29 protein-coding genes and 2 pseudogenes are annotated in these 24116 nt (G+C 52.0%); 21 read left to right on the top strand and 10 right to left on the bottom strand.

Going from position 1 to position 24116, the window contains the following annotated elements; all coding sequences use genetic code 11:
* From QJQ48_RS26155 to QJQ48_RS28435, 3 genes are all read right to left on the bottom strand, one after another.
* Positions 1-97: DUF4277 domain-containing protein (locus QJQ48_RS26155; protein ID WP_346292781.1), on the bottom strand; the 97-nt coding region annotated here is incomplete at its 3' end.
* Positions 98-151: 54 nt separating this feature from the next.
* The gene (locus QJQ48_RS26150; RefSeq protein WP_346294184.1) at positions 152-361 is read right to left on the bottom strand and encodes a UPF0175 family protein; all 210 of its coding nucleotides are present in this window, start codon (positions 359-361) and stop codon (positions 152-154) included.
* A gap of 93 nt (positions 362-454) precedes the next feature.
* Positions 455-628 carry a helix-turn-helix domain-containing protein gene (locus QJQ48_RS28435; protein WP_428843098.1) on the bottom strand — a complete coding sequence of 58 codons (174 nt, stop codon included), beginning with the start codon at positions 626-628 and terminating at the stop codon, positions 455-457.
* Positions 629-758: 130 nt separating this feature from the next.
* Here QJQ48_RS28435 and QJQ48_RS26140 point away from each other — a divergent pair, with 130 nt between their 5' ends.
* From QJQ48_RS26140 to QJQ48_RS26125, 4 genes are all read left to right on the top strand, one after another.
* Entirely contained in the window at positions 759-983 is a 225-nt protein-coding gene (locus QJQ48_RS26140; RefSeq protein WP_346294183.1) for a DUF433 domain-containing protein, read from the top strand.
* Positions 967-1296 carry a DUF5615 family PIN-like protein gene (locus QJQ48_RS26135; RefSeq protein ID WP_346294182.1) on the top strand — a complete coding sequence of 110 codons (330 nt, stop codon included), beginning with the start codon at positions 967-969 and terminating at the stop codon, positions 1294-1296. The genes QJQ48_RS26140 and QJQ48_RS26135 overlap by 17 nt, the downstream gene beginning before the upstream one ends.
* A 462-nt stretch (positions 1297-1758) precedes the next feature.
* Positions 1759-2220 (top strand): hypothetical protein, encoded by a 462-nt coding sequence (locus tag QJQ48_RS26130; protein ID WP_346294181.1) that lies wholly within the window; start codon positions 1759-1761, stop codon positions 2218-2220.
* 48 nt (positions 2221-2268) lie between these two features.
* The gene (locus QJQ48_RS26125) at positions 2269-3729 is read left to right on the top strand and encodes a P-loop ATPase, Sll1717 family (RefSeq protein WP_346294180.1); all 1461 of its coding nucleotides are present in this window, start codon (positions 2269-2271) and stop codon (positions 3727-3729) included.
* A 130-nt stretch (positions 3730-3859) separates the two neighbouring features.
* On the opposite strand, the gene QJQ48_RS26120 is transcribed toward QJQ48_RS26125, so the two are convergent.
* Both QJQ48_RS26120 and QJQ48_RS26115 read right to left on the bottom strand, forming a co-directional pair.
* Positions 3860-3985, bottom strand: a complete 126-nt coding sequence (locus QJQ48_RS26120) for an AraC family transcriptional regulator (RefSeq protein WP_346294186.1) — start codon at positions 3983-3985, stop codon at positions 3860-3862.
* A gap of 35 nt (positions 3986-4020) precedes the next feature.
* On the bottom strand, positions 4021-4623 hold the full coding sequence (locus QJQ48_RS26115) for a Uma2 family endonuclease (RefSeq protein ID WP_346294179.1): 603 nt from the start codon (positions 4621-4623) through the stop codon (positions 4021-4023).
* A 176-nt stretch (positions 4624-4799) separates the two neighbouring features.
* Between QJQ48_RS26115 and QJQ48_RS26110 the strand changes: the two genes are divergently transcribed.
* From QJQ48_RS26110 to QJQ48_RS26070, 9 genes and pseudogenes are all read left to right on the top strand, one after another.
* The gene (locus tag QJQ48_RS26110) at positions 4800-5972 is read left to right on the top strand and encodes a MerR family transcriptional regulator (RefSeq protein ID WP_346294178.1); all 1173 of its coding nucleotides are present in this window, start codon (positions 4800-4802) and stop codon (positions 5970-5972) included.
* 173 nt (positions 5973-6145) lie between these two features.
* Positions 6146-6571, top strand: coding sequence for a DUF6326 family protein (locus QJQ48_RS26105; RefSeq protein ID WP_346294177.1), 426 nt, complete (start codon positions 6146-6148; stop codon positions 6569-6571).
* 30 nt (positions 6572-6601) lie between these two features.
* A complete protein-coding gene (locus QJQ48_RS26100; RefSeq protein WP_487247705.1) occupies positions 6602-7006 on the top strand; it encodes a GFA family protein in 405 nt (134 codons plus the stop codon).
* A gap of 23 nt (positions 7007-7029) precedes the next feature.
* Complete coding sequence (locus QJQ48_RS26095) at positions 7030-7551, top strand: P-loop NTPase family protein (protein ID WP_346294175.1); 522 nt, start codon at positions 7030-7032, stop codon at positions 7549-7551.
* Between the two features lie 26 nt (positions 7552-7577).
* Positions 7578-8201 (top strand): class I SAM-dependent methyltransferase, encoded by a 624-nt coding sequence (locus QJQ48_RS26090; RefSeq protein WP_346294174.1) that lies wholly within the window; start codon positions 7578-7580, stop codon positions 8199-8201.
* 6 nt (positions 8202-8207) lie between these two features.
* Complete coding sequence (locus QJQ48_RS26085; protein WP_346294173.1) at positions 8208-8852, top strand: VOC family protein; 645 nt, start codon at positions 8208-8210, stop codon at positions 8850-8852.
* A 26-nt stretch (positions 8853-8878) separates the two neighbouring features.
* Positions 8879-9118, top strand: a pseudogene (locus QJQ48_RS26080) (protein phosphatase); the annotation flags it as partial.
* A gap of 242 nt (positions 9119-9360) precedes the next feature.
* Positions 9361-9891, top strand: a complete 531-nt coding sequence (locus tag QJQ48_RS26075; RefSeq protein ID WP_346294172.1) for a hypothetical protein — start codon at positions 9361-9363, stop codon at positions 9889-9891.
* Between the two features lie 143 nt (positions 9892-10034).
* Positions 10035-12914, top strand: coding sequence for an ankyrin repeat domain-containing protein (locus QJQ48_RS26070; RefSeq protein ID WP_346294171.1), 2880 nt, complete (start codon positions 10035-10037; stop codon positions 12912-12914).
* A 179-nt stretch (positions 12915-13093) separates the two neighbouring features.
* Here QJQ48_RS26070 and QJQ48_RS26065 read toward each other — a convergent pair whose 3' ends face one another.
* Entirely contained in the window at positions 13094-14500 is a 1407-nt protein-coding gene (locus QJQ48_RS26065) for a sensor histidine kinase (RefSeq protein WP_346294170.1), read from the bottom strand.
* Positions 14501-14641: 141 nt separating this feature from the next.
* Between QJQ48_RS26065 and QJQ48_RS26060 the strand changes: the two genes are divergently transcribed.
* Positions 14642-15325, top strand: a complete 684-nt coding sequence (locus tag QJQ48_RS26060; protein ID WP_346294169.1) for a response regulator — start codon at positions 14642-14644, stop codon at positions 15323-15325.
* Positions 15326-15391: 66 nt separating this feature from the next.
* Here QJQ48_RS26060 and QJQ48_RS26055 read toward each other — a convergent pair whose 3' ends face one another.
* On the bottom strand, positions 15392-15592 hold the full coding sequence (locus tag QJQ48_RS26055; RefSeq protein ID WP_346294168.1) for a hypothetical protein: 201 nt from the start codon (positions 15590-15592) through the stop codon (positions 15392-15394).
* A gap of 342 nt (positions 15593-15934) precedes the next feature.
* On the opposite strand from QJQ48_RS26055, the gene QJQ48_RS26050 reads away from it, so the two are divergent.
* From QJQ48_RS26050 to QJQ48_RS26035, 4 genes and pseudogenes are all read left to right on the top strand, one after another.
* Positions 15935-16162: a hypothetical protein gene (locus QJQ48_RS26050; RefSeq protein ID WP_346294167.1), complete on the top strand. Its 228-nt coding sequence runs from the start codon at positions 15935-15937 to the stop codon at positions 16160-16162.
* Positions 16152-16542 (top strand): annotated as a pseudogene (locus QJQ48_RS26045) (PIN domain-containing protein). Before QJQ48_RS26050 ends, QJQ48_RS26045 begins: the two are co-directional and overlap by 11 nt.
* A 214-nt stretch (positions 16543-16756) precedes the next feature.
* Positions 16757-18466, top strand: a complete 1710-nt coding sequence (locus QJQ48_RS26040) for an eCIS core domain-containing protein (protein ID WP_346294166.1) — start codon at positions 16757-16759, stop codon at positions 18464-18466.
* Between the two features lie 349 nt (positions 18467-18815).
* Entirely contained in the window at positions 18816-19262 is a 447-nt protein-coding gene (locus QJQ48_RS26035; RefSeq protein ID WP_346294165.1) for a hypothetical protein, read from the top strand.
* Positions 19263-19370: 108 nt separating this feature from the next.
* Here QJQ48_RS26035 and QJQ48_RS26030 read toward each other — a convergent pair whose 3' ends face one another.
* Together QJQ48_RS26030 and QJQ48_RS26025 are read right to left on the bottom strand one after the other, a co-directional pair.
* The gene (locus QJQ48_RS26030) at positions 19371-20039 is read right to left on the bottom strand and encodes a dioxygenase family protein (protein ID WP_346294164.1); all 669 of its coding nucleotides are present in this window, start codon (positions 20037-20039) and stop codon (positions 19371-19373) included.
* 96 nt (positions 20040-20135) lie between these two features.
* Positions 20136-20417 (bottom strand): hypothetical protein, encoded by a 282-nt coding sequence (locus QJQ48_RS26025; protein ID WP_346294163.1) that lies wholly within the window; start codon positions 20415-20417, stop codon positions 20136-20138.
* Between the two features lie 197 nt (positions 20418-20614).
* Between QJQ48_RS26025 and QJQ48_RS26020 the strand changes: the two genes are divergently transcribed.
* The 3 genes from QJQ48_RS26020 to QJQ48_RS26010 all read left to right on the top strand — a co-directional run bounded on the left by QJQ48_RS26020 (position 20615) and on the right by QJQ48_RS26010 (position 23857).
* Entirely contained in the window at positions 20615-20809 is a 195-nt protein-coding gene (locus tag QJQ48_RS26020) for a hypothetical protein (RefSeq protein WP_346294162.1), read from the top strand.
* Positions 20810-20864: 55 nt separating this feature from the next.
* Positions 20865-22577: an S-layer homology domain-containing protein gene (locus tag QJQ48_RS26015; protein ID WP_346294161.1), complete on the top strand. Its 1713-nt coding sequence runs from the start codon at positions 20865-20867 to the stop codon at positions 22575-22577.
* Between the two features lie 83 nt (positions 22578-22660).
* A complete protein-coding gene (locus tag QJQ48_RS26010; RefSeq protein ID WP_346294160.1) occupies positions 22661-23857 on the top strand; it encodes a MerR family transcriptional regulator in 1197 nt (398 codons plus the stop codon).
* 89 nt (positions 23858-23946) lie between these two features.
* On the opposite strand, the gene QJQ48_RS26005 is transcribed toward QJQ48_RS26010, so the two are convergent.
* A partial coding sequence (locus QJQ48_RS26005) for an IS1 family transposase (RefSeq protein WP_346294185.1) occupies positions 23947-24116 on the bottom strand: 170 nt, incomplete at its 5' end.

Below are 24116 nucleotides of genomic sequence, written 5' to 3'. Positions count from 1 at the left end.
TATGCTGGCCTAATTGTGCGTTGGTCAGTTCCACCAGTCCCAACTCGTCCACCATCCCAGCAACCAAGCCTAGGTGATCCAGATTCTCTATCTTCAACCGATGCATCCATTCTCTTGAGGGCTGCTTCTACTCTACGGCACACCACCTTTCTTATTCATTGTCAACCTGCGGAATGCAGGCTGAGAGATGGCGACTGGCGAGTAGGTGCTGAAAGGCAACCCGATACATTCCCGCAAAACGACTGGCTTGAGCAAGGGTAAGCTTTTCCTGCTGGAAGAGCATAATGGCAATTTCCCGACGCATTTCAGCCTCAGTCATACGAGTTGCCGTTAAGATTTCGTCAGGGACAATAAAGCTCATAGCTAAACTCCTGACTATGCCTACTATTTTAGGCTTGGGAGGCAGCAAACATCTGTGTTTTGTCAGCACTCCGTTGGGCAGGCGTTACAAAGGTTACCGATACGAATTCAAGCTTATCTGCCGCCGCACAACTTTACCCTTAGCAAGCGGAACTTTTTGCTGGGCGCGATAGGCTTTTGGTGTTATCCCCGTCAGGTGCCGAAATTTGCGGCCTAAATGGCTGTAGCTGTTGAACCCACACTCCTGGGCGATCGCCCCAACGCACACCGATAATTCTCAGCATTTGGGAGGGTGATTATGTTGAAAGTTACTCTAGGTTTGGCGATCGCTGCTGATAGGCATTTCAACATGAATTCTAGGCTAGGATCGAAGGAATTTCTGCTATTGGACAGTTGATATGACGACCGTAGCGCATGTTATTCATAGTGACCCTGACATTCTGGGGGGAACCCCTGTTTTTGTTGGAACTCGGGTGCCAGTAAAAAATTTACTCGACTATCTCGAAGCAGGTGATCCACTCGATGAGTTCTTAGATCATTTTCCCAGTGTTCGGCGCGAGCAAGCGATCGCCGCTCTTGAGTTAGCAAAGGAAATGCTGACAGCCTATGCGAATCCTGCTTGATGAATGTGTTCCACGTCCCCTCAAGCGGGAACTGGCTGATTATGAGATACGTACAGTTGTTGAGATGGGATGGTCAGGAAAAAAGAATGGTGAATTGTTGCGGCTTATGAATCAAGAGGGCTTCACGATTCTACTGACGACAGATCAGAATTTGCGGTATCAGCAGAATTTAGAGCAAGCTGGAGTAGCAGTTGCCGTTCTTGTAGCACCCAGTAATCGGTTGCCAGATTTAGTGCCCCTGATCCCTGATATTTGCAATGTTCTGAGGACTATTGCGCCAGGGGAAGTAATCGAAGTTGGAGTTTTACAATAGTTGTGTAAGCGGCGCAGCAGAACAACCCGGTTGGAGCGGACTGCTGTTGGAAATTAGTGGAGTTGCAAAGGCTACTTTCAACTGCTCAGCCGAAACGTTAGCAAGTGGCATTTTCTGCTAAGTACGATAGGCTTTCGGCATCACCCCCGTCAGTTGTCGAACTTTTTAGCCCAAATGGATGTGGCCGTTGAAACCGTAATCGCCCAAACACACCTCGATAATTCTCAGCATTGGGGAGGGCGACTATACTTAACTCGTCTACCTAATTACCCATTCTGAGGGTATTAGGTAGACGAATTTCCACCTATCTACCTCAGACAGGATCTTCGGCTGAAATATTTCCACCCAAAATCCCATATCAGCACCTTAGGTGGAAACTGTCCCTACTAATAAGAGTTAGTCTGCCTGTATCCCGGTTACCGAGTAAGATAGTTTTAAATGCGAGTAATGAGTTAGTATAAAATGTTGGCAATTCATATTCATGCGAAGAGGAATTTCTCCTGCAAAACAGGCACACGGGTGTTACCAGTGGTTACTTGGGAAACGGCACAGCCGCAAATTCGAATATGGAGAAAAGCTATTCGCAAGGGCCATTTGGGAGCAAAACGTAAGATGGGTGACTTCATAACCCTACTTAAAATTCCAGATAAACATCCGGTCTTGCTTGTGGTGGGTGTTCAAGATAAAAAACAACTTTTAGAATATTATCCTCTCTCTAAAATGCCCGTCGAAGATCGAGAAATATTAGAATACTGGTTTAATGATTCATCTTACGAAGGGCCGGCTCTTGTAGCAGATTCTCTTGGCTTTGTACCAGAGCTTGTTGTTGGGGCACCGTTAAGCAAAAGTGAAGTGAAATGGACAAAAGATATGCGCTTACTTTATGGAAAGGAAAAACGCAAAGAAAAAAATGTAAATCAATAATTTAGCATATGTGTTCTTTTTCTGGGATGAACCATTAAGGAGAAACAGATGACTAGTCTGCGCGAAATTTCATTCGGTGCGTTGGCTGCTGAGAGAGATTTAGCTCAAGGTTTAGCAGCTTATTTTGTTGAGTCTGAGTCATTTCAAAGACTGAAGACAGGAATTAAAACAATTGCTCTTGGCAATCGAGGTTCAGGTAAAACCGCAATTTTTAAGATGATTGCAGAACAAGAGCGAAAAGAGGGATCTGTTGTCATTGAGCTTGCTCCTGAGGACTATTCCTATGAACTTCTAAGCCAAACTATGACTTCCGAAGATCGAGGTTCCTGGGCAAAACAAAGTGGTTATGCTGCCGCCTGGAAATATTTGATTTATCTGCTGGCAATGAAGGCTGCTTGTAATGCCCAGAAAGGATTTAAAACTGGTTCTTCGAAACGAGTTTATAATTATCTACGAGATAAGCATAAGGGTATTGAGCTTAATCCTATAGGTGTTCTTATTTCATATTTAAAGCGATTGGAAGGAGTCAAGCTGGGCAATCTTCAAGCAGCAATCAAAGCACAAGAACTTCAATATCTATACAAGTTAGAAGAGATTGACTCACTCCTTGATGATCTAAATCAAATTTGCCGCCATTTTCCGGTAATTATACTGATTGATGAACTAGATAGGGGATGGGATGCGTCCGAAGATGCTAAAGCCTTTGTGGCCGGACTTGTTCAAGCTGCAACGTCAATAGATTTGCGAACTTCATCTATTCGTGTGATGCTTTCATTACGAAAAGAAATCTATGAAAATATACCATCTCTCCACGAAGATGCTCAGAAAGTACGTGACATTGTTGAGTTTATTGAGTGGGATGAGCAAAAGCTTTTCCAACTCATCTCAAATCGACTGTCATTCTCATCACCATCATTGAAAAAGATGCATCCGGAGGAACGTTGGAGCGCGGTATTTGAATCGTTAACTGACAGCGATAATATTGACTCATTTCACTATATTGTTGATCGAACTTTATACAGACCAAGGGAATTATTGCAATATTGCATTGAGGTAAGAAATAAGGCTTTAGATCAGAATCAATTGCTTCCAATCAATATTAATACAGTCTTCGAAGTTGAGTATTCTTATTCACAAGAGCATATTAGCGATATAGCCTCAGAGTATCGCTTTCAATATCCAGGACTATTGACTGTTCTTGAGACCTTTAGGGATTTTGAGAAAACGTTTGATCGGAGTACCCTAGAGCTTCGTTGTATCGAAATCTCTGTCAAGGATGTTCCCATTGATCCTATCGCAACCTGGTGCTTTGATGTAGCACCTGAGCAGTTGATTAGTGTCTTATGGCAGATTGGTTTTTTGCAAGTTAAAGTAGCTAATGAATCAAATATGCCAGCCCAATGGCGTAGTAAGTATCTGGGATCTCATCAGATTAAGTTGATTAATCTGATGAGAATACAGAGTTTTCAGATTCATCCTCTGTTCCATACATTTCTCGGATTTGGATGATTCAGTAATTGATTCACCTTGTAAAACTTCAGCCTGAAAATGATCATGCACCCGACATCCAAAAGTATCGGACTTAGAATTCAAGTATTACCTACTGCAGATGATGGGCGACGTTAGAAAGTGGAATTTTCTACTGGGCATGATAAGCTTTCGGTGTCATCCCCGTCAGGTGCCGAAATTTTCGCCCTAAATGGCTGGGGCTGTCGAAACCGCACTCCAGGGCGATCGCAGCATCCTGCGCCTCTGTTCTCTCAATTGGGCGGGAACAAACGGATTAAATAATAATTTCGTCTACCAAATTTTTGCCATCTGCAATTGGAACCCCGGTAGTTCTGGGTCGCCGCTGACCCCGTCAGGGTTCTCCAAAATCTCGGGTGCTTGACCAGGACGATAGACATGCACTTGACGCGGTTTGCGATCGATCAGAAATCCGAGCAGCGCTCCATTCGCCATGTATTCTTCCATCTTGGTCTGCAGCCCACTCAACGTATCGCTGGATGACTTTAGCTCCACGACAAAATCTGGACAAATGGGCGCAAAGGACGCCTTCTCGTCCTCTGTTAGGGCATTCCAGCGTTCGAGCCGAATCCACGCCGCATCGGGCGATCGCGTTGCTCCATTGGGCAGTGTAAAGCCAGCGCTGGAGTCAAACGCCTCACCTGTGCCATCCTGATCAGCCCAGTTCCCTAGCTGTTGAGCGATCTTAAGATTCCGGTTTCCCGTGTCTGAAAAGGCAGGTGGCATGATGATCACCTCTCCGTTGGCACTGCGCTCGATACGCAAATTGCGATTGGCCTGACAAAATTCATAGAACTCTGCCATCGTCATCTCAATCGGTATCGGCAGGTTCACTGTCAGCGGTACGCTCTCCGTCTGAATCAGCAGCGTTGTCATGGGTCACCTTTGGTCGTCTAGTCGCCAGGGTTTAGCATTGATCGTTACCGTTGATCCTAGTGCTAATCAAGTCAGGTGATACCAAAAAGGCAGCCAACGGCTTGAGTCTCACGCTACGTCACCCATTAGCCTCTAGTCATCAACCGTACACGTTTGGATAGGAGCGGAAGGGCGTTATGTCTAACCTGCTGCAAATCGGGGAATTGGCAAAACAGACCGGACTGTCAATCCGCACCTTGCGGTACTACGACGAGATTGGCCTGCTGGTGCCCTCCCACCGCACCGAGGCGGAGTATCGACTCTACAGCGAAGCGGATATTGCCCGACTCCAGCAAATCTTATCGCTGCGCCAGTTGGGCTTTGCGCTTAAAGAAATCCGCGAGTGCCTGGAGAATCCTGAATTTTCCCTGCCACGAGTGATTGATCTGCATCTAGCGCGCCTGCAAGAGCAGATGGCAGTATCGCGATCGCTCTTCACCCAGCTCAGCCAGCTAGCTCAACAGCTCCAAACCTCTCAGTCCGTTGCGGTTGCAGACCTAATCACCACAATGGAGACGATCACCATGACCCAGCAATATTTGACCCAAGCACAGCACGATTTACTCGAAGCTCGACTCCAGCAGGGAGAGGCCGAATGGCAGCAATTCCTGACCCAGGCGCGATCGCATCGAGCCGAGGGGCGCGACCTCAACGATCCAGAGGTCCAGCAAATGGCGTGGCAGTGGCGAACCAGCATTCTCGGGTTTGTCGGTGGTGACCTCCAGCTCTACGAAGCCCTAACTCAGCTATACCAACAAGAAGGCGCTGAGGCGGCTAGCTGGGGCACGTTGGATGGCCCGACCTTGGAATACATTCTCAAAGCGGTGGCGATGCTATCAGTTCGGGAAGAGTTAGTCGGTTTTGCACTGGGTCGCTTAGCACCAGAAACCCATGCGGTGCTCACCCAAGGTCAGGAAGCCATGCAAAAAAAGTTGCAGATTCACGACTTTATGGGTACGGAAGGGCTGCTGCTGGGACTGCTCGCAGTGAAAACGAGTGTGGCAGCCCAGGCGCTGGGAGAACAAGGCGTGGATTTTGCCACCGCCGAAACCCTGTTTCGCGACTGGTTAGCCGACTGCGCTACGGCACCTGCCGACATCCCTGCCCAAATGCCGTTTACCCCCCGCGCCAACCGCGTATTGGAACTGGCCGCTCAGCAAGCGCAACAGCAGGGCAGCGACCAGATTACCCCGCAGCATTTGCTGCTCGGCATTTTGCAAGAAGGTGAAACCGGGGGCGGTATGGCCATGCGCGTTTTGCAGGCGTGTCGGGTGGACTGCGATCGCCTGAAGCAACAACTCAGGCCCTAAGAAGTAAAAATCTTGCCAATGGACTCACCCAACTAGGTTATTGGTCTTACGCCAGTCAGGTAGCCATTTGCAGGTCATATCCCATATCCCCACATCCAATCCCCACATCTGGGGACTACGGCTCCCCACATCCGTTTGTAACTTTGAGCAGATATCCAGACAGGAGACTGATCATGAATTTACAGAAGCAACTGCTGACCCTGGAGACGAAAGCCAAGCTATCCACCCTATGGATATTTGTCCTACTCAATGTGATCTTTCGAGACCTGCATGAATTGGCTAAGCCGGAATATCTGGAAGAGTTAATCAACGGGCAAGTATCAGAACTAATGCTGCTATTAGCGGGTTTCATCATCGAGATACCGATCGCGATGGTGCTGCTCTCGCTGCTACTGCCCTATGGAGCTAACCGTTGGGCTAACATCATTGCTGCTGCGATCGTCCTCTTGCTTGCGATCGCGTATGGTACAAATGACCTGGATGACGCCTTTTTCCTAATTATCGAGATTGCCGCGCTGTCATTCACAATCTGGTCAGCCTGGCGGTGGCGAAACCCGCTGCTTAGGCAAAGTGCGATCGCTCATGAAGTGTCGTCATGACAGCAATTGTACTGATACATAAGAGGAAATATGACAGTGATTAAAGGAAGCTGTTGTTGCGGAACTGTTCAATTCGAGTTGACTGAAGTGCCCAGCATAATGGGTACGTGCCATTGCAGCCGATGCCGCAAAGTGGGTGCTAGCACTCTCGTCTTCGTCAAATCTGACACGTTTCAGATCACTCAAGGGCGCGATCAAATTGCCACCTACCCGGCTCGACATCCCTATAAGTACGATCGCTGTTTTTGTTCGGTCTGCGGCTCTGCCCTGGGGGAAGTGCTATCTAAAAGTGATTCATTTCCCTTAGCTGCCAATTGCATAGACAGCGATATTGACCTGGAAAACAGCTTTCATGAGTTTGTTTCCGAAAAACCGAACTGGTTCAAAATTGGTGACACTGCACAGCAATTTGACGGGCATCCGTTCAAGGCATAACTGCAAGGTATGAGGAACCATCCATGAAAAAAGTTGCTGTATTTGGCAATGCGGGCGGGGGCAAGTCCACCCTCAGCCAACGCCTGGCCGCCATGACCGGACTGCCCTGGGTGCCGCTCGATTCTCTTCAGTACCGGCCCGGTGGGGGCAAAGTGCCCCACGCCGAATTCAAAGCGGCCCATGAGGCGCTGCTGCAGCAAGACCAGTGGGTGGTAGATGGCTTTGGCTCCTTTGATACCGTATGGGAGCGCCTGGATACCGCCGACACCCTGGTGTATCTCGATATGCCCGTGTGGCGGCACTACTGGTGGGCCACGAAACGATTCCTGCAAGGGCCTTGGGTGTCACCTGCGGGTTGGCCGGAGGGCAGTTCGTTATGGCAGGGCACGCGGCTTTCTTACACCACTATCTGGCTGTGCCATACCAAACTGACGCCCAGATATCGAGACTATGTGGCGCGAGCCCAGGCAAGTAAGACGGTCTATCACCTGCGATCGCGCCGAGACATCAATCAGTTCTACCAAACTATCGCCGCCCAAACCTAAAATTACGTAACTCAGGAGGTGAACCCATGACGACATCAACCAAATTTTGGGACAAAATCGCCAAGAAATATTCCCAGCAGCCCATCGCTGATGAAGCCGCTTATGAGAAAAAACTAGCGGTCACTCGCGACTACTTGCGACCCGATATGGAAGTGCTGGAAATCGGCTGCGGTACGGGATCAACTGCCATCCTCCATGCCCCCTACGTGAAGCACATCCGCGCCATTGATTTCTCTGCAAATATGATTGCGATCGCCCAGAGCAAAGCCGAGGCTGAGCACATTGATAATGTGACCTTTGAGCAAGCCACCATCGAAGATCTTGACATTCTGGATCAGAGCCTGGATGCGGTGCTGGGACTCAGCATTTTGCATTTGCTGAAGAACAAAGAGGCGGCGATCGCTCGGGTCTATCAAATGCTCAAACCCGGTGGCATTTTTGTCACCAGCACGGTTTGTATCGGCGACACAATGAGTTGGTTCAAGCTGATCGCGCCCATTGGCCAATTCCTCGGTTTTTTTCCCTTCGTTGCGGTCTTTACCACCTCAGAACTGGAAACTAGCCTGACTGATGCTGGGTTTGCACTCGATTACCAGTGGCAACCGGACCCAGGGAAGGCCGTATTCATAGTGGCCAAAAAGCCTGAATAAACAATCATGACGCTGAAGCTAGATCACATTTTTATCTTGGTAGAGCCTGGTGCTCAGGCCGTCGATCGCCTGCTGGAACTGGGCTTTCAAGAAGGACCGAGAAATACCCATCCAGGTCAAGGCACTGCCAACCGACGAATTTACTTCGCCAACGGCATGTTGGAGTTTATCTGGGTGCAGAACGCCAGTGAAGCCAGAACCGGACCGGGTCGAAATCTGCACTTTGCTGAACGCGCTGAAGATCCTAAAGCCTCACCGTTTGGCATGATTTTTATCCCCAGCGGAAACACCGCCAATTCCGACCTGCCCTTCCCCGGTTGGCATTACCAACCCGATTACTTCCCGCCACCCAAAAGCTTCCATGTTGGGGCCAATTCTCAGAACTTGAGAGAACCCCTCTGTTTTTATTTCCCGTTTCATGAGCCGGGAGTTCCCCGACCTCAACCCACCCGCAATGCTCAGACGATAAGTGAAATTCTGATTTCGACTCCCTTGACCGATACCGCAGGCGTCTTGGCACGGGTTTCTCAAGTCGATCGCCTCTCTGTGCAATCAGGTAAGGAACATCTCATGAAGATCACGTTAGATGAGAGAGCCCTAAATCGGACAGAAGATTTTCGACCCACATTGCCACTCATTCTGCATTGGTAAATAGGTGACGCCTGCGCTTCTAAGCAGTTGTCCATTGCTCTGGCGGAGTTAGGCGCACAGGACATGTTTTAGCAGCCTGGCTGGTGGCTGGACGAGGACGCTCTAACAAAGCCGCGATCGCTGCGGTTAAACAAACTAGGAAAAATCCTTACGAAGCAATTATTGCGGCCCCATTCAAAGGGCAAAATCCGTGGAAGGTTGCTGCGGAACTCAACCTGCTACTAAATGAATGCAAGCAATTGAGAGACGAGCCATCTTGGCATTGATCATTGTTTCCTAGGCAATAGCCTAAGCAGTGAATAGGTACTCAGTCGGTATCAAATTGTGTAACCGCGTGAGAGACAGTAGATTGGTCGTGTTTGACTACTTAAGGATGGGTGTCTGTAAGCGCTAGCTTTCGCCACGCTGCTGAGTGAGATACCCATCGACAGTTTGCTGTAGCATCCATGCGAAGTAACGATGGGGTTGCCCAGCACCACCCTTTATTTTCATTCTGGGAGAATCGTTTATGTTGACTACTGCTGTTGCTAGGCGAGTCGTGATTAAACGGCTCAGTCTGGCCCTAACGCTTGCTTTAACAACGGCTCTGCCTGCAACTGCCCAGACAAGTTCTCATCGTATTACCTGTCAAGCCACCACGTCACTCAGTCAGAGGGGGAGCCTGACATATCGGCTGACGGGCACCGTACCCGCAGTAACTGATGGGTCGGTGCCCCAAAATCCGATCGGCACCAGTCTCAGCCTGACTGTGCAGCGGCGCGATACTGCTGGTCGCGTCCAAACCCTGCTCAACGCTGCTTCCCTGAGCGACTATGAGCAACTTGCCCCCGATGCCGACTATTCCCAATTGCCTTTTGCCGCGCCATTTCAGGGTCAGCCTAACAATGGTCATCGTCTTTACAGCGCTACGGCTTCGGTCAATGGTCTCTATATCAGCCTGCGACCTACTAATGGCTCACCCCAGCAGGTGCAGGTGGTGCATTATCTGAGCCAGGGACAGTATCTGCGATCGCAGGCGGGCACCTGTCAGGCCGGATAAAAAATAGACCGACCAACCGGAATACGCCGCATCCTCGTTGGTAATACCTTTCGCTGATTTACTTCACTTTTATCGTCTAACCGAACGTCATCGGTCAGGTCTTTATGGGTTCATCATTCCCATTGTCTGCTCGGTATTCTTTTTTGCGGCCAGCGTCTGCTGCGGGTCTGGTGGCGGCGCTGGGGGTGTTTTCTGCTCTGCCGCTGTGGGCCCAGTCTTCGACGGGGGGCGATCGCTCTCCCTTTTGCCAGGTTGTTGAAGATCAAACCTCTCTGTATTTAGACGTAACGGCGATGCGGGACGCCCTTGAGCAGGGGGGCGATCCCAATCAGCTTTGCAATTTATTGTATGGACAACAGTGGCTGCCGCTGAATCTGTTGATTTCTAGTGAAAGTGACCTGATTGAGTTAGCGATCGCCCAGGGAGCCGATGTCAACGCCCAGGATGGTGAAGGCAACACCCCGCTGCATTACGTTAACTACCACGGGGAGGCGTTGGCCCAGATGTTGATTGATCGGGGTGCGAACGTCAACGCCCGCAATCATCGGGGCGACACGCCGCTGCACAATATCTTTGGGCGTCTGTCTCCAGAAGTGATGCAGCGCTTGCTCGACCACGGGGCTGACATCAACGCCAGAAACCAGGAGCAGTTTACCCCCCTGCACCGGGCGACAGAAGAGACCATCGCCTGGTTGTTGGCTAACGGGGCCGACATCAACGCCCGTACCAACCAAAACTGGACACCGCTACACTATGCGGTCACTGTTCCTGCCGTGGCGATACCGCTGATTGAAGCTGGCGCGGATCTCACATTGCAAAACACTCAGGGTGCGCCGATTCATGCCGGCAGCCTTGCCCCGACGGTGTTAACGGCGATGCTAGACCGGGGTGTGAACGTCAACCTGACCAACCAGCAGGGAGAAACGCCCTTGCACCGACATCGGTTTAGCCCTGAACTGACTCAGATACTGATTGATCGCGGGGCTAATCTCGATGCCCAAGATGACAAGGGCCGGACACCGCTGTTTGATGTCAATATCGAAGTAGCGCGGCAGCTGGTAGCGGCGGGGGCCGATCTGACGCTGCAAGACCATCAGGGTCGCACGGCGCTGCACCAGGCAGTGATTGAAGAAACCAGCTATTGGGGCACCGAGCTAACGGCGCTATTTTTAGGCCAAGCATTACCTGAGCCGCTCCATACCGTGCGGGACAACAACGGCGAGACCGCTCTAGAGATCGCTCAGCGGCTGGGCAAGACAGAAATCGCCAACCTCCTACAGGCGGCTGAGACCGGACCGGGAGACAACTGGGCCGATGTGCCCACAGATGAGGCGACGGCGGTTTTACGGCAGCTACTCCAGGCTCAGAACTGGGCAGCGGCCGATCGCGAGACCCGGAAACTGCTTGACCCTTACTCCGTGCCAAACCCGGCGGTTGAGACTCTGATAGTGACTCCAGAGCTGATTCGCGCCATTGACCAGGCATGGCTGGCGGCCAGCGACGGGCGCTTTGGTCTGAGTGTGCAGCTGCGGCTGTGGCAGGCGGCTCAGGCAGATCATCCGAATGCCCCCGATGCGGCGGTGAATGCTTTTCGCGATCGCGTCGGCTGGAAAATCCCCGCTCCCCGTCAAGAAACCGACTTTATCAGCAGCGACTGGCGCAACGAGTCAGAACTGACCTACTCCTTGCAGGCTCCGGCAGGGCATTTGCCCTGGGTCGGGGTCTCAGACGCAGTCGTGCAGGATCTAGCGACGCCCGGCCCCGGTGAAGCTTGCGGTAGCTGCACTATTGATGCGATGGCTCTGCGCAATGGCCGATTCTATGGCTACATTCCTAGCTTGTTCTCGACCGTACAACAAGCGATGAATCCGCCCGCCGATTCGTCCTGGCGATCGCCCCAAGTGCGATTTACCCTTGACTTAGCGGCGATATTTCAGCTCGATCCGTCATGGGCCGATAGCATCACCCCTCATGCGGTGGCCATTAGCCCCGACAGTCAGCTGCTAGCCGTGAGCAGTTCCACAGAAGTCGCCGATTACCAGGCGGCTTTAGCGTTGTGGAACCTGACGACGGGCACCCGCCGCGTGACTCTGCTGCAACCCGCTAGGCTCCGGGCCGAGACGCTGGCCTTTAGCGCCAACAGTCAAACCCTGTGGGCCGGGTTAGACAACGGTGAACTGGCGAGCTGGGACACAGAACGGGGCACGCTCATCAAGCAGTGGTCTGCCAATCAGGGTGGGGTGAACGCGATCGCTCTCAACCGCGACAGCACCTATCTCTACAGCGGCGGCGCAGACGGCACGGTCAAAGTCTGGTCGCCTAGCGGTCAGCTCTACCAAACCCTGCGGCTGTCTGCCGGAGAAGTTAACCCCAGCCCAGTGCGATCGCTGCTGCTCAGCCCTGACGGCCGGCAACTGGCGGTGTCCACCGACCGCACCATTCAGCTTTGGGGCACCGACGGTCGGCTGATTAAAGTCATCACGCAAATCACCGACCAAACCGATATTGTCTACGACGCCCGATCCTTGGCCCATAGTATGGCCTTTAGCCCCGACAGCCGCTACTTTGCCACCCTCGACACTGACCACAGCGTCAAGCTGTGGAATGCAGGCAATGGCGCCCGAGTGATCACCCTGCGCAGTTCTACCCCGGTGCAGGCGTTAGCCTTTACGCAAGATGGGCAAACCCTATTGGTGCGCGACAATCAGCAGTCAGTAACATACTGGAACTTGCAAACCTATGCGCGCGATCGCACCCTCTCCGTGGCTTCAGAAAACAGGTTTGAACCTGCCGATACCAACGGAGCCACTGTCCTCTCACAACCGATTACCCTCAGCCCCAACGGTCAAACCTTTGCAGTGCCCCTAATGCTGGCTTCGTTAGAGTCTGCCGTTGATCTGCGCCGTACTCGCGACGGCGAGCGGCTGACCGTCTTGGCAGGGGTTCACAACGCTCACTTTAGCCCCGACAACCGCTGGCTCGTGACTGAAGGATATACCGTTAAGATTTGGGCTCCCCAGTAGATTCAGATTGGCGCAGCAGAGGATTATGATCCATCGGATTCAATCAATCGGCTTAGGGATACTGCTGGTTGGCGGGCTGTCTGCCTGTCGGTTGCCTCAGTAGGCTTTTAGGTACTTCTGTCAGGCACTCAGGCTAGCGGGTCTTGGCAAGACGCAACCTATTTTAATCAGAATGACATCTATCGACCACTGATGCTTGATTTCAGCTTTGCCAAAGGTAACGTAAACCAGAACGTGGTGCCGTGATTAGGTTCACTTTCGACTCCAATTTGGCCACCATGCGCTTCGATGATTTGTCGGCAGATGTAGAGGCCCAAGCCTAGGTGCAAGGGCTGTCGGTGGTTGATACCGCGACTGTAGCGATCGAAGATGCGATGCTTGAGCGAAATCGAGGTGGTGTCTTTGGCGTCTGGGTGGCTGATGCCTTGCCCATTGTCGCTGACGGTGCAGTGCAGGTAGTTGCCTTCCTGGGTTGCATTGAGCGTGATGTCCAGTCCGGGGCGGTTGTACTGTAAGGCATTGGTGATGAGGTTGTCGTAGACGCGACGAATCTGTAATGGATCAACCATCACGAGGGGCAGGTCAGCCGCTATGAGGACGTGGGGGGTGCCCTGCATCTGATTCAACAGGGGTTGCAAATCAAGGACAGTGCTATCTACCAGCTGCCGCAGGGCGATCGCCTCTCGATGCAGTGCGATGCCGCCCATGTCTTGGCTATGGGCTTCCAGCAACGAATTGATCAGCTTGAGCTGTCGTTCTTGACCTGCAATCATTTGGTCAACGACAGTCTGATCCATCCAGACTTTGCCCTCGTGGGCAGACAGGGTTTTGAGCAGCATCAACGTGCCCGTAACGGGATTTCGCAGATCGTGAGAGACCGCATGGAGAAAAAGTTGCAACTGTTGGCGCAGGTCAAACTCGCGGATGAGAAGGCGTTCGTAGAGAAAGATACCGAAGTCAGCCACGCTAAACGTACAGGCCATGACGACGGTGAAGAGAACAAAAATGGGAAGCTGCATACCCTCCGGCAGTCCCAGAAAGTCAAAGCGGAACAGCAAAAACGAGAGGCTAATCAGACCCATCAGGCTAGCCTGAGAAATCAAGTGCCAGGACCAATGCACAGGGATGAGGACCGCTTGCAGTAGAAAGAAAATCGTCCAGCCCCCCAGATCGAGCATGGTATCGCCTACGACCATATGCTGGAGTTGAGGCACCATCAGCACAGCGCCTGAATACCCCCAGAAAGCCCAGCGAGTAAAGGCAGGCGATCGCACGCGATGCAGCAGCAACAGGTTGAGCGACAGTCCCAAAAATTGCGAGACGACCAAACATATCAAAAAGACAGGGCCGTATTCCGCTAGCATTGGGTCGGTGTCGCCACTGCGTTCGATAGCAGGTAAAATCAGGCCCAGATTGAGCGTCGCTAAAATGCCCAGGAAGACTATTGACAGAGTGTTGATCAGTCGTAGGCGATCGCGCACGAACCGTTCTCGCCATAGACAATATTCTTTGGAGGGTGGAGGGGCCGCCAGTGATTGTGCCAGTTGCTGCCGTAGTCGATGCAGCGATGTCGTTAAAAAGGTCATCGGGCGATACTCCCACCGGAATGGCGTTGCGCCATTGCGGTTCCTTTTGAAGGCAATAGGTCTGTCCCAATGCTCTCGTAATTAAGCGAAATGAGCATCCCACGACTCGATCATCCAAGTGGGTAAGTTCGGGAGAGTAAAATGAAAGCCTGTTTTGCTTGGGTAGCAATGGGTGCGACACCGACGGCTCTGACCTTACTGATTGTCGATAATGACCCGATGATGCGATTGGGGTTAACAGCCGCCCTCAGTCAGCAGGCCGATTTCGTCCTTGTAGGCGAAGCCACAAATGGTCGTCAGGGCGTTGAACAGGCCGGTGCGCTCAAACCTAACGTTGTGTTGATGGATGTGGGGATGCCGGGGATGGACGGCATTGAGGCGACTCAAATCCTCAAAGCGCAGTTTCCTGACCTAAGAGTGGTGATGCTGACCTCCCACACCGATGAGACAGAGATTATTGCGGCTCTTTCCAGCGGGGCGGATGCTTACTGCATCAAGGGAACGGATGTGGAAGCGCTAGCGAATGCCATCCGGGTGGCGGCTTCTGGCGCTGCCTATCTCGACCCACAAATTGCCCGAAAGATCATGCAAAATTTGACGCCCGCTCGTCCCAAAGTTAAGTCAAGTGAGGGGCTATTGAGCGATCGCGAACGCGAAGTCCTGGAACTCATCGTGGAGGGCTTGAGCAACACCGAAATCGGCCAGCAGCTCTACCTCAGCCCCAATACCGTCAAGACCTACGTGAAAGGAATTATGAATAAACTCGTAGTGAGCGATCGCGTCCAAGCTGCCGTCGCCGCCGTCCGTCGTGGCCTTGTGGACTAAGGGATAGACGCCCCAACAGGCCGCGTTGGCGCTAGCCTGTCCGCAGGACAATCGCCCCTTTTCCAGCTAGAGCACGCGCACGCGCTTGATCAGCACCACGACGACTTCATTGGGCTGTCCGGTGGCGATGGGTTTGCTCCAGTCGTTGGGTTCGGCATAGTTGAGGTATGCAGGCGGGCGATCGGTTTCTTCGGTGCGATGAGCATAATGCCGCAGACGCATGACCTCACGGACTTGCTCTAGCAGCTTCTTCGGTTTTGGTTCCATAGATTTTTATGCGGATTCAGTGACCAAGGTATCAAAAGGCACTTATTAGTCTTTTTGTACTATACCTGAAAATATGTGGAAGGTTTCTCGCGATCTAGCGGAATTGGAATAATATGCAGAAAGTTTCTCGCGATCTACCCAGATTTGCCTGCTCGCAAGAAACCTTCCGCCGATCTACCCGAATTGGGATAATATGCGGAAACTTTCTGTCTAATAACATTGTTATGCGGCTGGAGTCCTTGGTGAAGGCAATCCATGTAACCTTATCTTCTGTCAGCATTAAAGACTCCTCTTCTACTGCTCTCTGGGTAAGCGGTGTAGGATAGTGGCAAGGAGGGCAATATGAATATTCCTATCGTTGACGAGGTCGTCGAACAGTTGAAAGCTATGCCTCAACCGTTACAAAGGCAAGTGCTTGAATTTGTTCGATTACTGGTAAAAGCGGAAGTTCGAGGCACACCAGGGCCGCAATTATTACGTTTTGCTGGTTCAATTTCTTCTGATGATCTTCAGTTGATGCGTGAGGCGATCGAACAGGATTGTGAACGAGTAGATATTGATGAGTGGTAGGTTTTTGCTCGACACTAACATCGTTATTGCGCTTTTTGCAGATGAGGCGATCGTCAAAGACAATCTTGCTCAAGCCAGTGAAATCTTCATTCCAAGCATTATCATTGGTGAACTGTGTTATGGAGCAAGAAAGTTAGGACGAGTTGAAGCAAACTTAGTAAGAGTTGATGAGTTAGTTGCCGGCAGCACAATATTAGTATGTGACGCTGAAACCGCACGGCAATACGGTGAGGTCAAAAACAAGTTAAGGCTCAAGGGTCGTCCGTTACCAGAAAACGATGTCTGGATTGCAGCCCTTGCACTACAGCATGATTTGATACTAAATAACACGCGATGCTCATTTTCAAGAAGTGGAGAGTCTGAGAACCGCAGTGTGGTGAATAAAGCCGCCGCATCACAGCCCGGTCGAAGCGGACTGCCGAAAGTTCCCGACGTGGATGCAGAGGTCGCCGACAGTCGCTCAGTCGGAACGTTAGACTGCCTGAATTTCCAATCCCAATCCGCCAGATTGAGAGCATGCTGAGAAGCCACAAGGTTATGGTTACGAGATTCATAGTTTTGTGTTGAAAATTACAAACTTGACGAGGTACGAGTATGTCATTCGAGCGTGTCCGCCGATCCAAGTCCCAAAGTCCCCAGTCCTCGTCAAGCACGTCTCAGTTTGCACCTCGTCCGTTTTCTGTCCAGGAACCTAAACGCCTTCCAACACAGGAAGATATAGAGAACGAAGCTCTTCAGCAAAGTAAGTTTGAGGCGTCTGGACTCCAGCTAAAGGAGAAGCACGGCACCATCGCGCCTGTAGAGCAAGAAAGGCTGGGTGTGCTGCAAGCCAAGATGGATAGTTTCTGGGCGCAGCGCATGGAACGAGCAAAAGCGCAGCCCAACTTGTTGGAAATTCTCATCCGCAATTCTCAAGCAACACAGACGACTGAATCCCAAGCACCTGTTCAGTCAAACACGATACAAGCGAAAAGCGATACAACAGGCGATCGCCCAGAGTCATCTGTGGAACAGCCACTTCATAAAACTGGCTTGCCCGGTGTTCTCAAAGCAGGAATTGAAAATCTGTCAGGATATTCGTTAGATGATGTCAGGGTTCACTACAATTCGCTAAAACCTGTTCAATTGCAGGCACTTGCTTATACCCAAGGAAGTGAGATTCATGTTGCCCCTGGGCGAGAGCAACATTTACCGCATGAAGCCTGGCATGTGGTGCAACAGGCGCAGGGGCGGGTACGTCCGACGATGCAGTTGAAGGGGGTAGGCGTGAATGATGACACTGGGCTGGAGCAGGAGGCGGATGTGATGGGGAAGAGGTCGTTGCAGATGCGCCATTCAGGACAATTGCAAGCAAATGCGATGCCCACGAATCATGCTGTCGGAGAGAGATACTCTGCATTTGTGAATTACCATTGCGAGGAGGTTGCACAACCGAAGTTATTACATGAGGCTCGAAGCAAACCCACTGCCGCGCAAAATCTTAAACTCGCACCCTCTGATGCCAGCTATTTTGCCCCGGTTATCCAGAGGGAGATTTGGATTGGCGATACAAAATACGAATCTTATAATGAGCAACTGATCGACAGCATCTATAACCTCGCGAAACCTTATATCACTCAATGGGTCAAGATGGACGAAATTTTTTGGCAGAAAACAAAGAGGGCAACCACAACCGCAAAGAACAATTACCTTAACCAGGACGGAGAAGATGTTAAAGGGTTAAAGAATGATGTGAGGGCAATGCTGCGGAAATACAATGCAAAAAAAACATTCGACAATAACCAAGATTTAGCGAGGCAGGTTGTGCAGGACGTAAAGTTAAAGTTGCTGGGTATGGAAAAAGTCATCGGGGTAGATCATCAGGATGGGCAATTCTCAGCAACTGCCGACGATCCAAATGTGGGGAGGACTGGCAAGACTAAAACTCTGCGCATTTATCGCACTATGAGCGCCGCCAACTGGAACAACTATACTCAGAGCAATGACCTTGGCGATATTCTCTATGGTCATGGTGGATCACTGGGACAAGCCATGCACTATTTTGCAATGTCCAAGCGTGACAAAAAAGACGATGTATTGGTTGAATTCAAGTTCTCCAATACGGCACAAAACCTGATGGACTCTACCCAGATTAGCCGAGGGGGTGAAGGCGGAGCCCCAAGAAACAATAAGCTGACCGGCAAGAGTGAGCAGAACGACATAATGCAATTGGATCAGTCTATATTCAGCGTAAATCTTTCCAGAAGCAAGGCTCTCATTAAACAATTAAATCCCCAGGTGGAGCTAATTGCCTATGCAACATGACACCTAGATCTGTGTGACCGGTCGTAGAAGCATAACTAAAGCATTTGAATTGATGGGATAATAATCTCTTAGCTGTCGTTGGTATTCTTCACCAACGAAGATAAAAACCGAAGAAGTTTTTAGTGCGATCGCCAATCTTGTAGGGTGCGTTCCCAACCGTAACTCGTACTACCCATCGATAAATTTTTGGGAATGTACTATGCTCATAAATTCATTGAAGCAAGAGATCGCAGTCTAACAACGCCCATGCACACCGACCACCGCAAGTTAATCGGTTATGATGCAGAGCTTATCTGCGGCGGGTGATGGGCACCGTTGGGCCGCAAGTTCAACCTAGTAGGAATCTGAAATGTCTGATTCCCGCCTTCGTATCCCCGTCGACGATGCCTATCTCCATGCACTTGGTCTTGCGACATATGCCTTTGCCAGGTGCGAATGGCAAGTGGTTTGGTGTTGTGAAAAGATCAAGCCAGGAGCTATTCGCAAAATCGTGGATGATGAGAAGACGGCAGGTTCCATAGGGAAGCTATTTTCCAATCTCGTCAGAAACATGCCGAAATCCAAGGAGCGGGAAGAATTGGCTGATGCAGCGGCTGAGTTCCTTCGTCTTGTAGGTCTAAGAAACCAAATCCTCCATGGCAAACCGTGTACGGCTCCAGGTGGAGCGCAACGCCTCAGCAGTGATGAGATCATTGAGATATCGGATCTTGAGGAGGCCGCTGATGCCTTCGCAGATTGCGGTAGCGTGCTCAATGGACTGTTCTACGGGTTCCTCGACCAATATGTGCCTCAGTAGCATGGTGGCGTTGCGGACCAACAAATCGCTGCAGCGGACGTTTGACCCGTCGCCCATTGTTGCTTTCGCAAAAACGGCCGTCGCCTCAAACGCCTCTGAGCGCAGGCGTTAGCCATCCTCTGCTAGCACAAAGTTGAATTGAGCCTGAGGACGACTCTCCTGTGGAGAGGCTGCGCCAACGCCGCTATTATCCATCGACACCAACAACTCCGGTCGATAGAGAAAATCGCCCTCGTTTAAGGGTTCATCAGGAAAATAGAGCTGCGTCGTGAGCGCTGACTGGTGGGGCAACTGCACCCGCACGTGAATGTGGCGAGTCCGCCCCGGATAGATGCCGGGCGCGATCGTTTCTAGTTGGTAACGTCCCTCCCCATCGGTGAACTGGTGCCCGCGAAAGGTATAGCCGCTGTTGTCGTATTCGCCCTGGGCATTGGTATGCCAAAAATCAACCAAGGCCCCCGCGATCGGGGTGCAGCGGGTCGTCAATACCTGTCCGGTGAGAATGATAGACGTGCCAGCGACCCCCAGATCTAGCAGCGAGGTGCGCTCTGGTGAATTGGGCGTATAGAACGGTCCTGCCGTTTGGGAGGGAGTGGGGTCGTCGCCACAAGCGGGTGTCGGCGGTAAATTTTGGGCTAGGGCAGATGGCTCAGTTGTGGGCAAAGACGAACTCGCAAACCGCCGAATACAGGCCGCTAAGGAGAAAGAGCCGAGAAAGAACGGTCCGGTTTTGAGCAGCACTCGACGGCGGTATCGAGCATTTCTTAACAGTGACATTTCGAGGCTTCTCCTCGTTTCAATGCAGAGACGAATGGTGTGAGTAACCTGGGTGGATGCTTCTTCTCAATTATGCAACGTCTCTCTGCACCTGCCCTAAAACGGTAGATTGACTGACTCCAAGATTTGGGAAAGGATTCGAATCGCCCGCTGGCCAAAGCGGGCAGATAAAACACCACAGAGGACTGGAACCGCGATCGCCCCCACCAACCTTGCCATCCCCACGGCGGCCCAGCTTCCATAGGTCATATCTACCGACAGCCACAGGTAGGCCAGAATGGGCACCCCGCTCAGGAATACCCCGGTCAAGAAATTTCGAGCCGCGATCGCCAGAGAATTTTCATTGGATTCAGACGAATGCAAAGAGTCAGGCGCCATGGGTTTGCCTCAGCGAGGATAGAAATAGCTGCGATTAAAGATTGTTTTGAGCCTACAGCGCAGTCAAACTTTCGACCTCCTGCGCTTGGGTTCACCCAACTGGGTGAGGATAGCCCTCTCTCGATAATGACCCAACTGAGGGTATGCAAGGCAAAGCAATCCTCTCTATTGTCAAAGGGTTGAATAGTTCAAGCCTTATGGAAAACGTTTCGAGCGAAACCCGATGCGCGGCGCGATCGCGCCTCTGGATCATGCTGTGCTGGTTCCTACTAGCGGAAACGATACTTTTAGCCTTGATGGCAGGAGCCATCGTACTGACTGCAATGGGAACAATCGTCAGCGATCGGGCTTCGTCACGCACAGCGTCACCCAATATGACTTTTCCAAAATGACAGGTAGTGCCACTATGACAGATTCGTGCCATTTCACTGCCCTGCTTGATTAGTCATGAAAAAGCTTCTCGTCTGGCCCCATACAAACTTTCGCGCTCTCACAGGACTAGCCATCGGTTTAACCACCATTTTGACAACCTCGGCGACAGCCCAAGCTGAGACATTTAGCGATATTGCCCCGCAATATTGGGCTGTCGACTATATCAGTGCCCTCGCCGATCGCGGCATCCTGAGTGGCTACCCTGATGGCACCTTTCGCCCAGAAGCGACCGTGACGCGGGCCGAGTTTGCCGCAATTTTGGTGCAGGCGTTTCCCACGACAGAACCGTTGCCTGAAGGCTCCATCGGTGGATTTATCGATGTCCCCGCCGATTACTGGGGCTATGGGGCGATCGATACGGCGAATGCAGCTGGTTTTCTCATCGGCTATCCCAGCAACGAATTTCGACCCGAACAGACCCTTTCGCGGGCGCAGGCGCTGGTCTCTTTGGCTAACGGATTGGACTACAGTAGCGACACCTTCAATAGCTTGAGCTATTACACCGATGCGGCAGCCATTCCTGACTATGCCCGCGCCAGCATCGCTGCCGCTACCCAGGCGGAAATCGTCGTCAACTACCCCACGCTGACCCGGCTTCAGCCAAACCGTGGAGCTTCACGGGCTGATGTTGCGGCCTTTGTGTATCAAGCGCTAGTGCAGGAGGGACAGATTCAACCACTGGCCGACCCGTCCTATGTTGTGGGCGTGCAAGCCGATCGCTGGTCAACGACGCCGATTGCAACGCTACCAACCCGTGCCCAGCAGCTCAGTGTCAGCCGCGACGGCACTCGTATTGCAACTCTCAGCCCCAGCGGCGACCTGATCCAGATTTGGCAGGGGCCAACGGGGGCGCTGATCACTGAAATCGCCACCGATGGCACCACCCGCTTTGAGGCGATCGCCCTCAGCCATGACGGGACTCAGGTCGCCGCGATCGCCCAAACCCTCCCGGACAAGGCGCTAACGCTACAGTCGCGGCAGGTTGAAGCGGGACAACAGCTCTGGCAGCAGCCCCTCGGCACCGCTCAAGGACAGTTTCGAGATGAGGCCGGGTTTGTCGGCGTGCCCCTGGTACACGTCGGGTTTCAGCCCGGTGATGGCCAGGTGCTGAGCCAGGTGAGTTTGGGGTTTGGCCCTGCCGATCGCCCCACTAATATTCAACTCCAGCTTCACGCTGCATCTACGGGAGAAGCAATCCAGTCTTTAGCTAACCCATCTGGGTCAGAGCACGGCCAGTTTGCCTTTAGCCCGGACGGTGAGTGGCTGGCTGGGATGGGCTTTGTGCGGCCAGACGCAGGGTCAGAGGTGGGACAGGTCATCACCGTTTGGTCAATGGACACGGGAAGGGTAGAGCGCACCCTGGCCCTGGATAGCAACTTTGGGTTTGTGGACATGGTGTTTACCGGCCCGGATATCCTGCGATCGCTGTCGCAAAATCTCTACGACCTCCATCTCGATACCTGGAATGTGCGCACGGGCGATCGCCTAGAGCGCATTACCGAGCTGCGCGGCGTTGACCGCCAAGATCGCCTCGGTCGCCTCAGCCCAGACGGGCAATACTACTTTGTTCGCGGCGATGTGGCCGGAACACGGCTCATTAATATTGCGACCACCGCCGCCACCTATTTTAATCTGCTGGTCGAACAGGCCCAGTTTGACTCAACTGGCAACTATTTGGCGATCGCCACTCAAGATGACGTTCAAGTTTTTGTCCGAGATTTACCATAGCCCCTTGCACCTCACGTGACGTCAGGGTCTACCATCCAAGCCATCAACTGCAATTCACAGGCAAACCGGAGCGAGTGCGATCGATGTCTAATTTGCTAAAAATCGGCGAACTGGCGAAACAAACGGGGCTCTCGGTGCGGACGTTGCACTATTACGACGAAATTGGGCTGCTGGTGCCATCTCATCGCACTGAGGCTGACCATCGGCTGTATAGCGACCAGGATATCATTCGGCTTCAGCAGATTCTGTCGTTGCGGCAATTGGGCTTATCCCTAAGTGAAATTCAAGACTGTTTGGCGAGTCCTGAATTTTCTTTGCCCCAGGTCATTGACCTGCATCGATCGCGCCTACGCGACCAAATCGCTCTATCTCAGACGTTACTCACTCGACTCAATGATCTTGCCAGAGAGTTAGAAGCCACTCAATCGGTTGCAGTTGAAAACCTGATTGAAACGATGGAGACCATCACCATGACTACCCAATATTTCACACCTGAACAGCAGGCCGTTCTGGATCACCGCTTTCAAGAACGCGAGGGCGAGTGGCAAGCACTGCTGACCGAGATTCAGACCGCAATCGCTAGCGGCACCGACCTCCACAGTCCGACCATGCACCACCTCGCCCGCCGCTGGCTGGGCAGCATGAAAACCTTCGTTCGCGGCGACAGCGACATTTACACCGCTCTGACTCGGATGTATCAGGAGGAAGGCCCCTCAGCAGAAAGCTGGGGCGGTATGAATGCCAGCACCTTTGAAACCATGCTGAAAGCGGTTTCCTTGCTAACGCTGGGAGAGGTCACGGAGGCCCTGATTCCCACCGACAAACTCTTTAGCCCGACAACTCAAAACGTTGTGCAGTTAGGCGAGGCAGCAATCAAAGCCATCAACTTTGACTTTCTAGGCACTGAGGGGCTGCTGTTAGGACTGTTGTCAGATGAGGGCAATCTGGCTGGTCGAGTGCTGCGGGACAAAGGCATAACGTTTGAAGTCGTGCAACCTTTGGTGGCGAAGTGGCTGGGGGTGCGGCCTGAACCGCCCCAGGGTTGGCATCCTCCGCAGCTACCGCTGGCGATGCGGGCCAGACGAGTGATTGACCTGGCGCTAGAGCGGGCCAAAACGGGTGGCAAATCGCAAATTGCCCCGGAACATTTGCTCCTCGGCATTCTTGATGAAGCTCACGAAACTGGCGGCGGCCTCGCCACCCACATCCTCAAAGAGGAACTGGGAATTGACCTGGAACAGTTGGCGCAGCGGCTTGAGGCGGCGATCGCCCCAAACTGACCCTGGCGAGCAATTGCTCTACCATCCGATTGCCCATATTCCAGCCAGTCGGCCTCATCCAACTGGGTCATCTTTTTGGCGTTGCTGAATCAAGAGATGAATCTTGGAGGCACTGGAACATCGTCAAACTTGAGGTAGTGAAGTAACAATCGGACAGAGTGAGCCAGCATGTCTACGGACTTCGAGTAACAAAGCGTTTTGCGATGCAGCCGAGCCAGATAGTGCCGCAATCGGGTGTTTTCGCCTTCCACTCGAGTCA

Origin of the sequence: Sphaerothrix gracilis Ecp01 (assembly GCF_030405905.1) — a bacterium.
GTDB lineage: Bacteria > Cyanobacteriota > Cyanobacteriia > Phormidesmidales > Phormidesmidaceae > Sphaerothrix > Sphaerothrix gracilis.
This window is presented reverse-complemented; position numbering and strand designations above follow the sequence as displayed.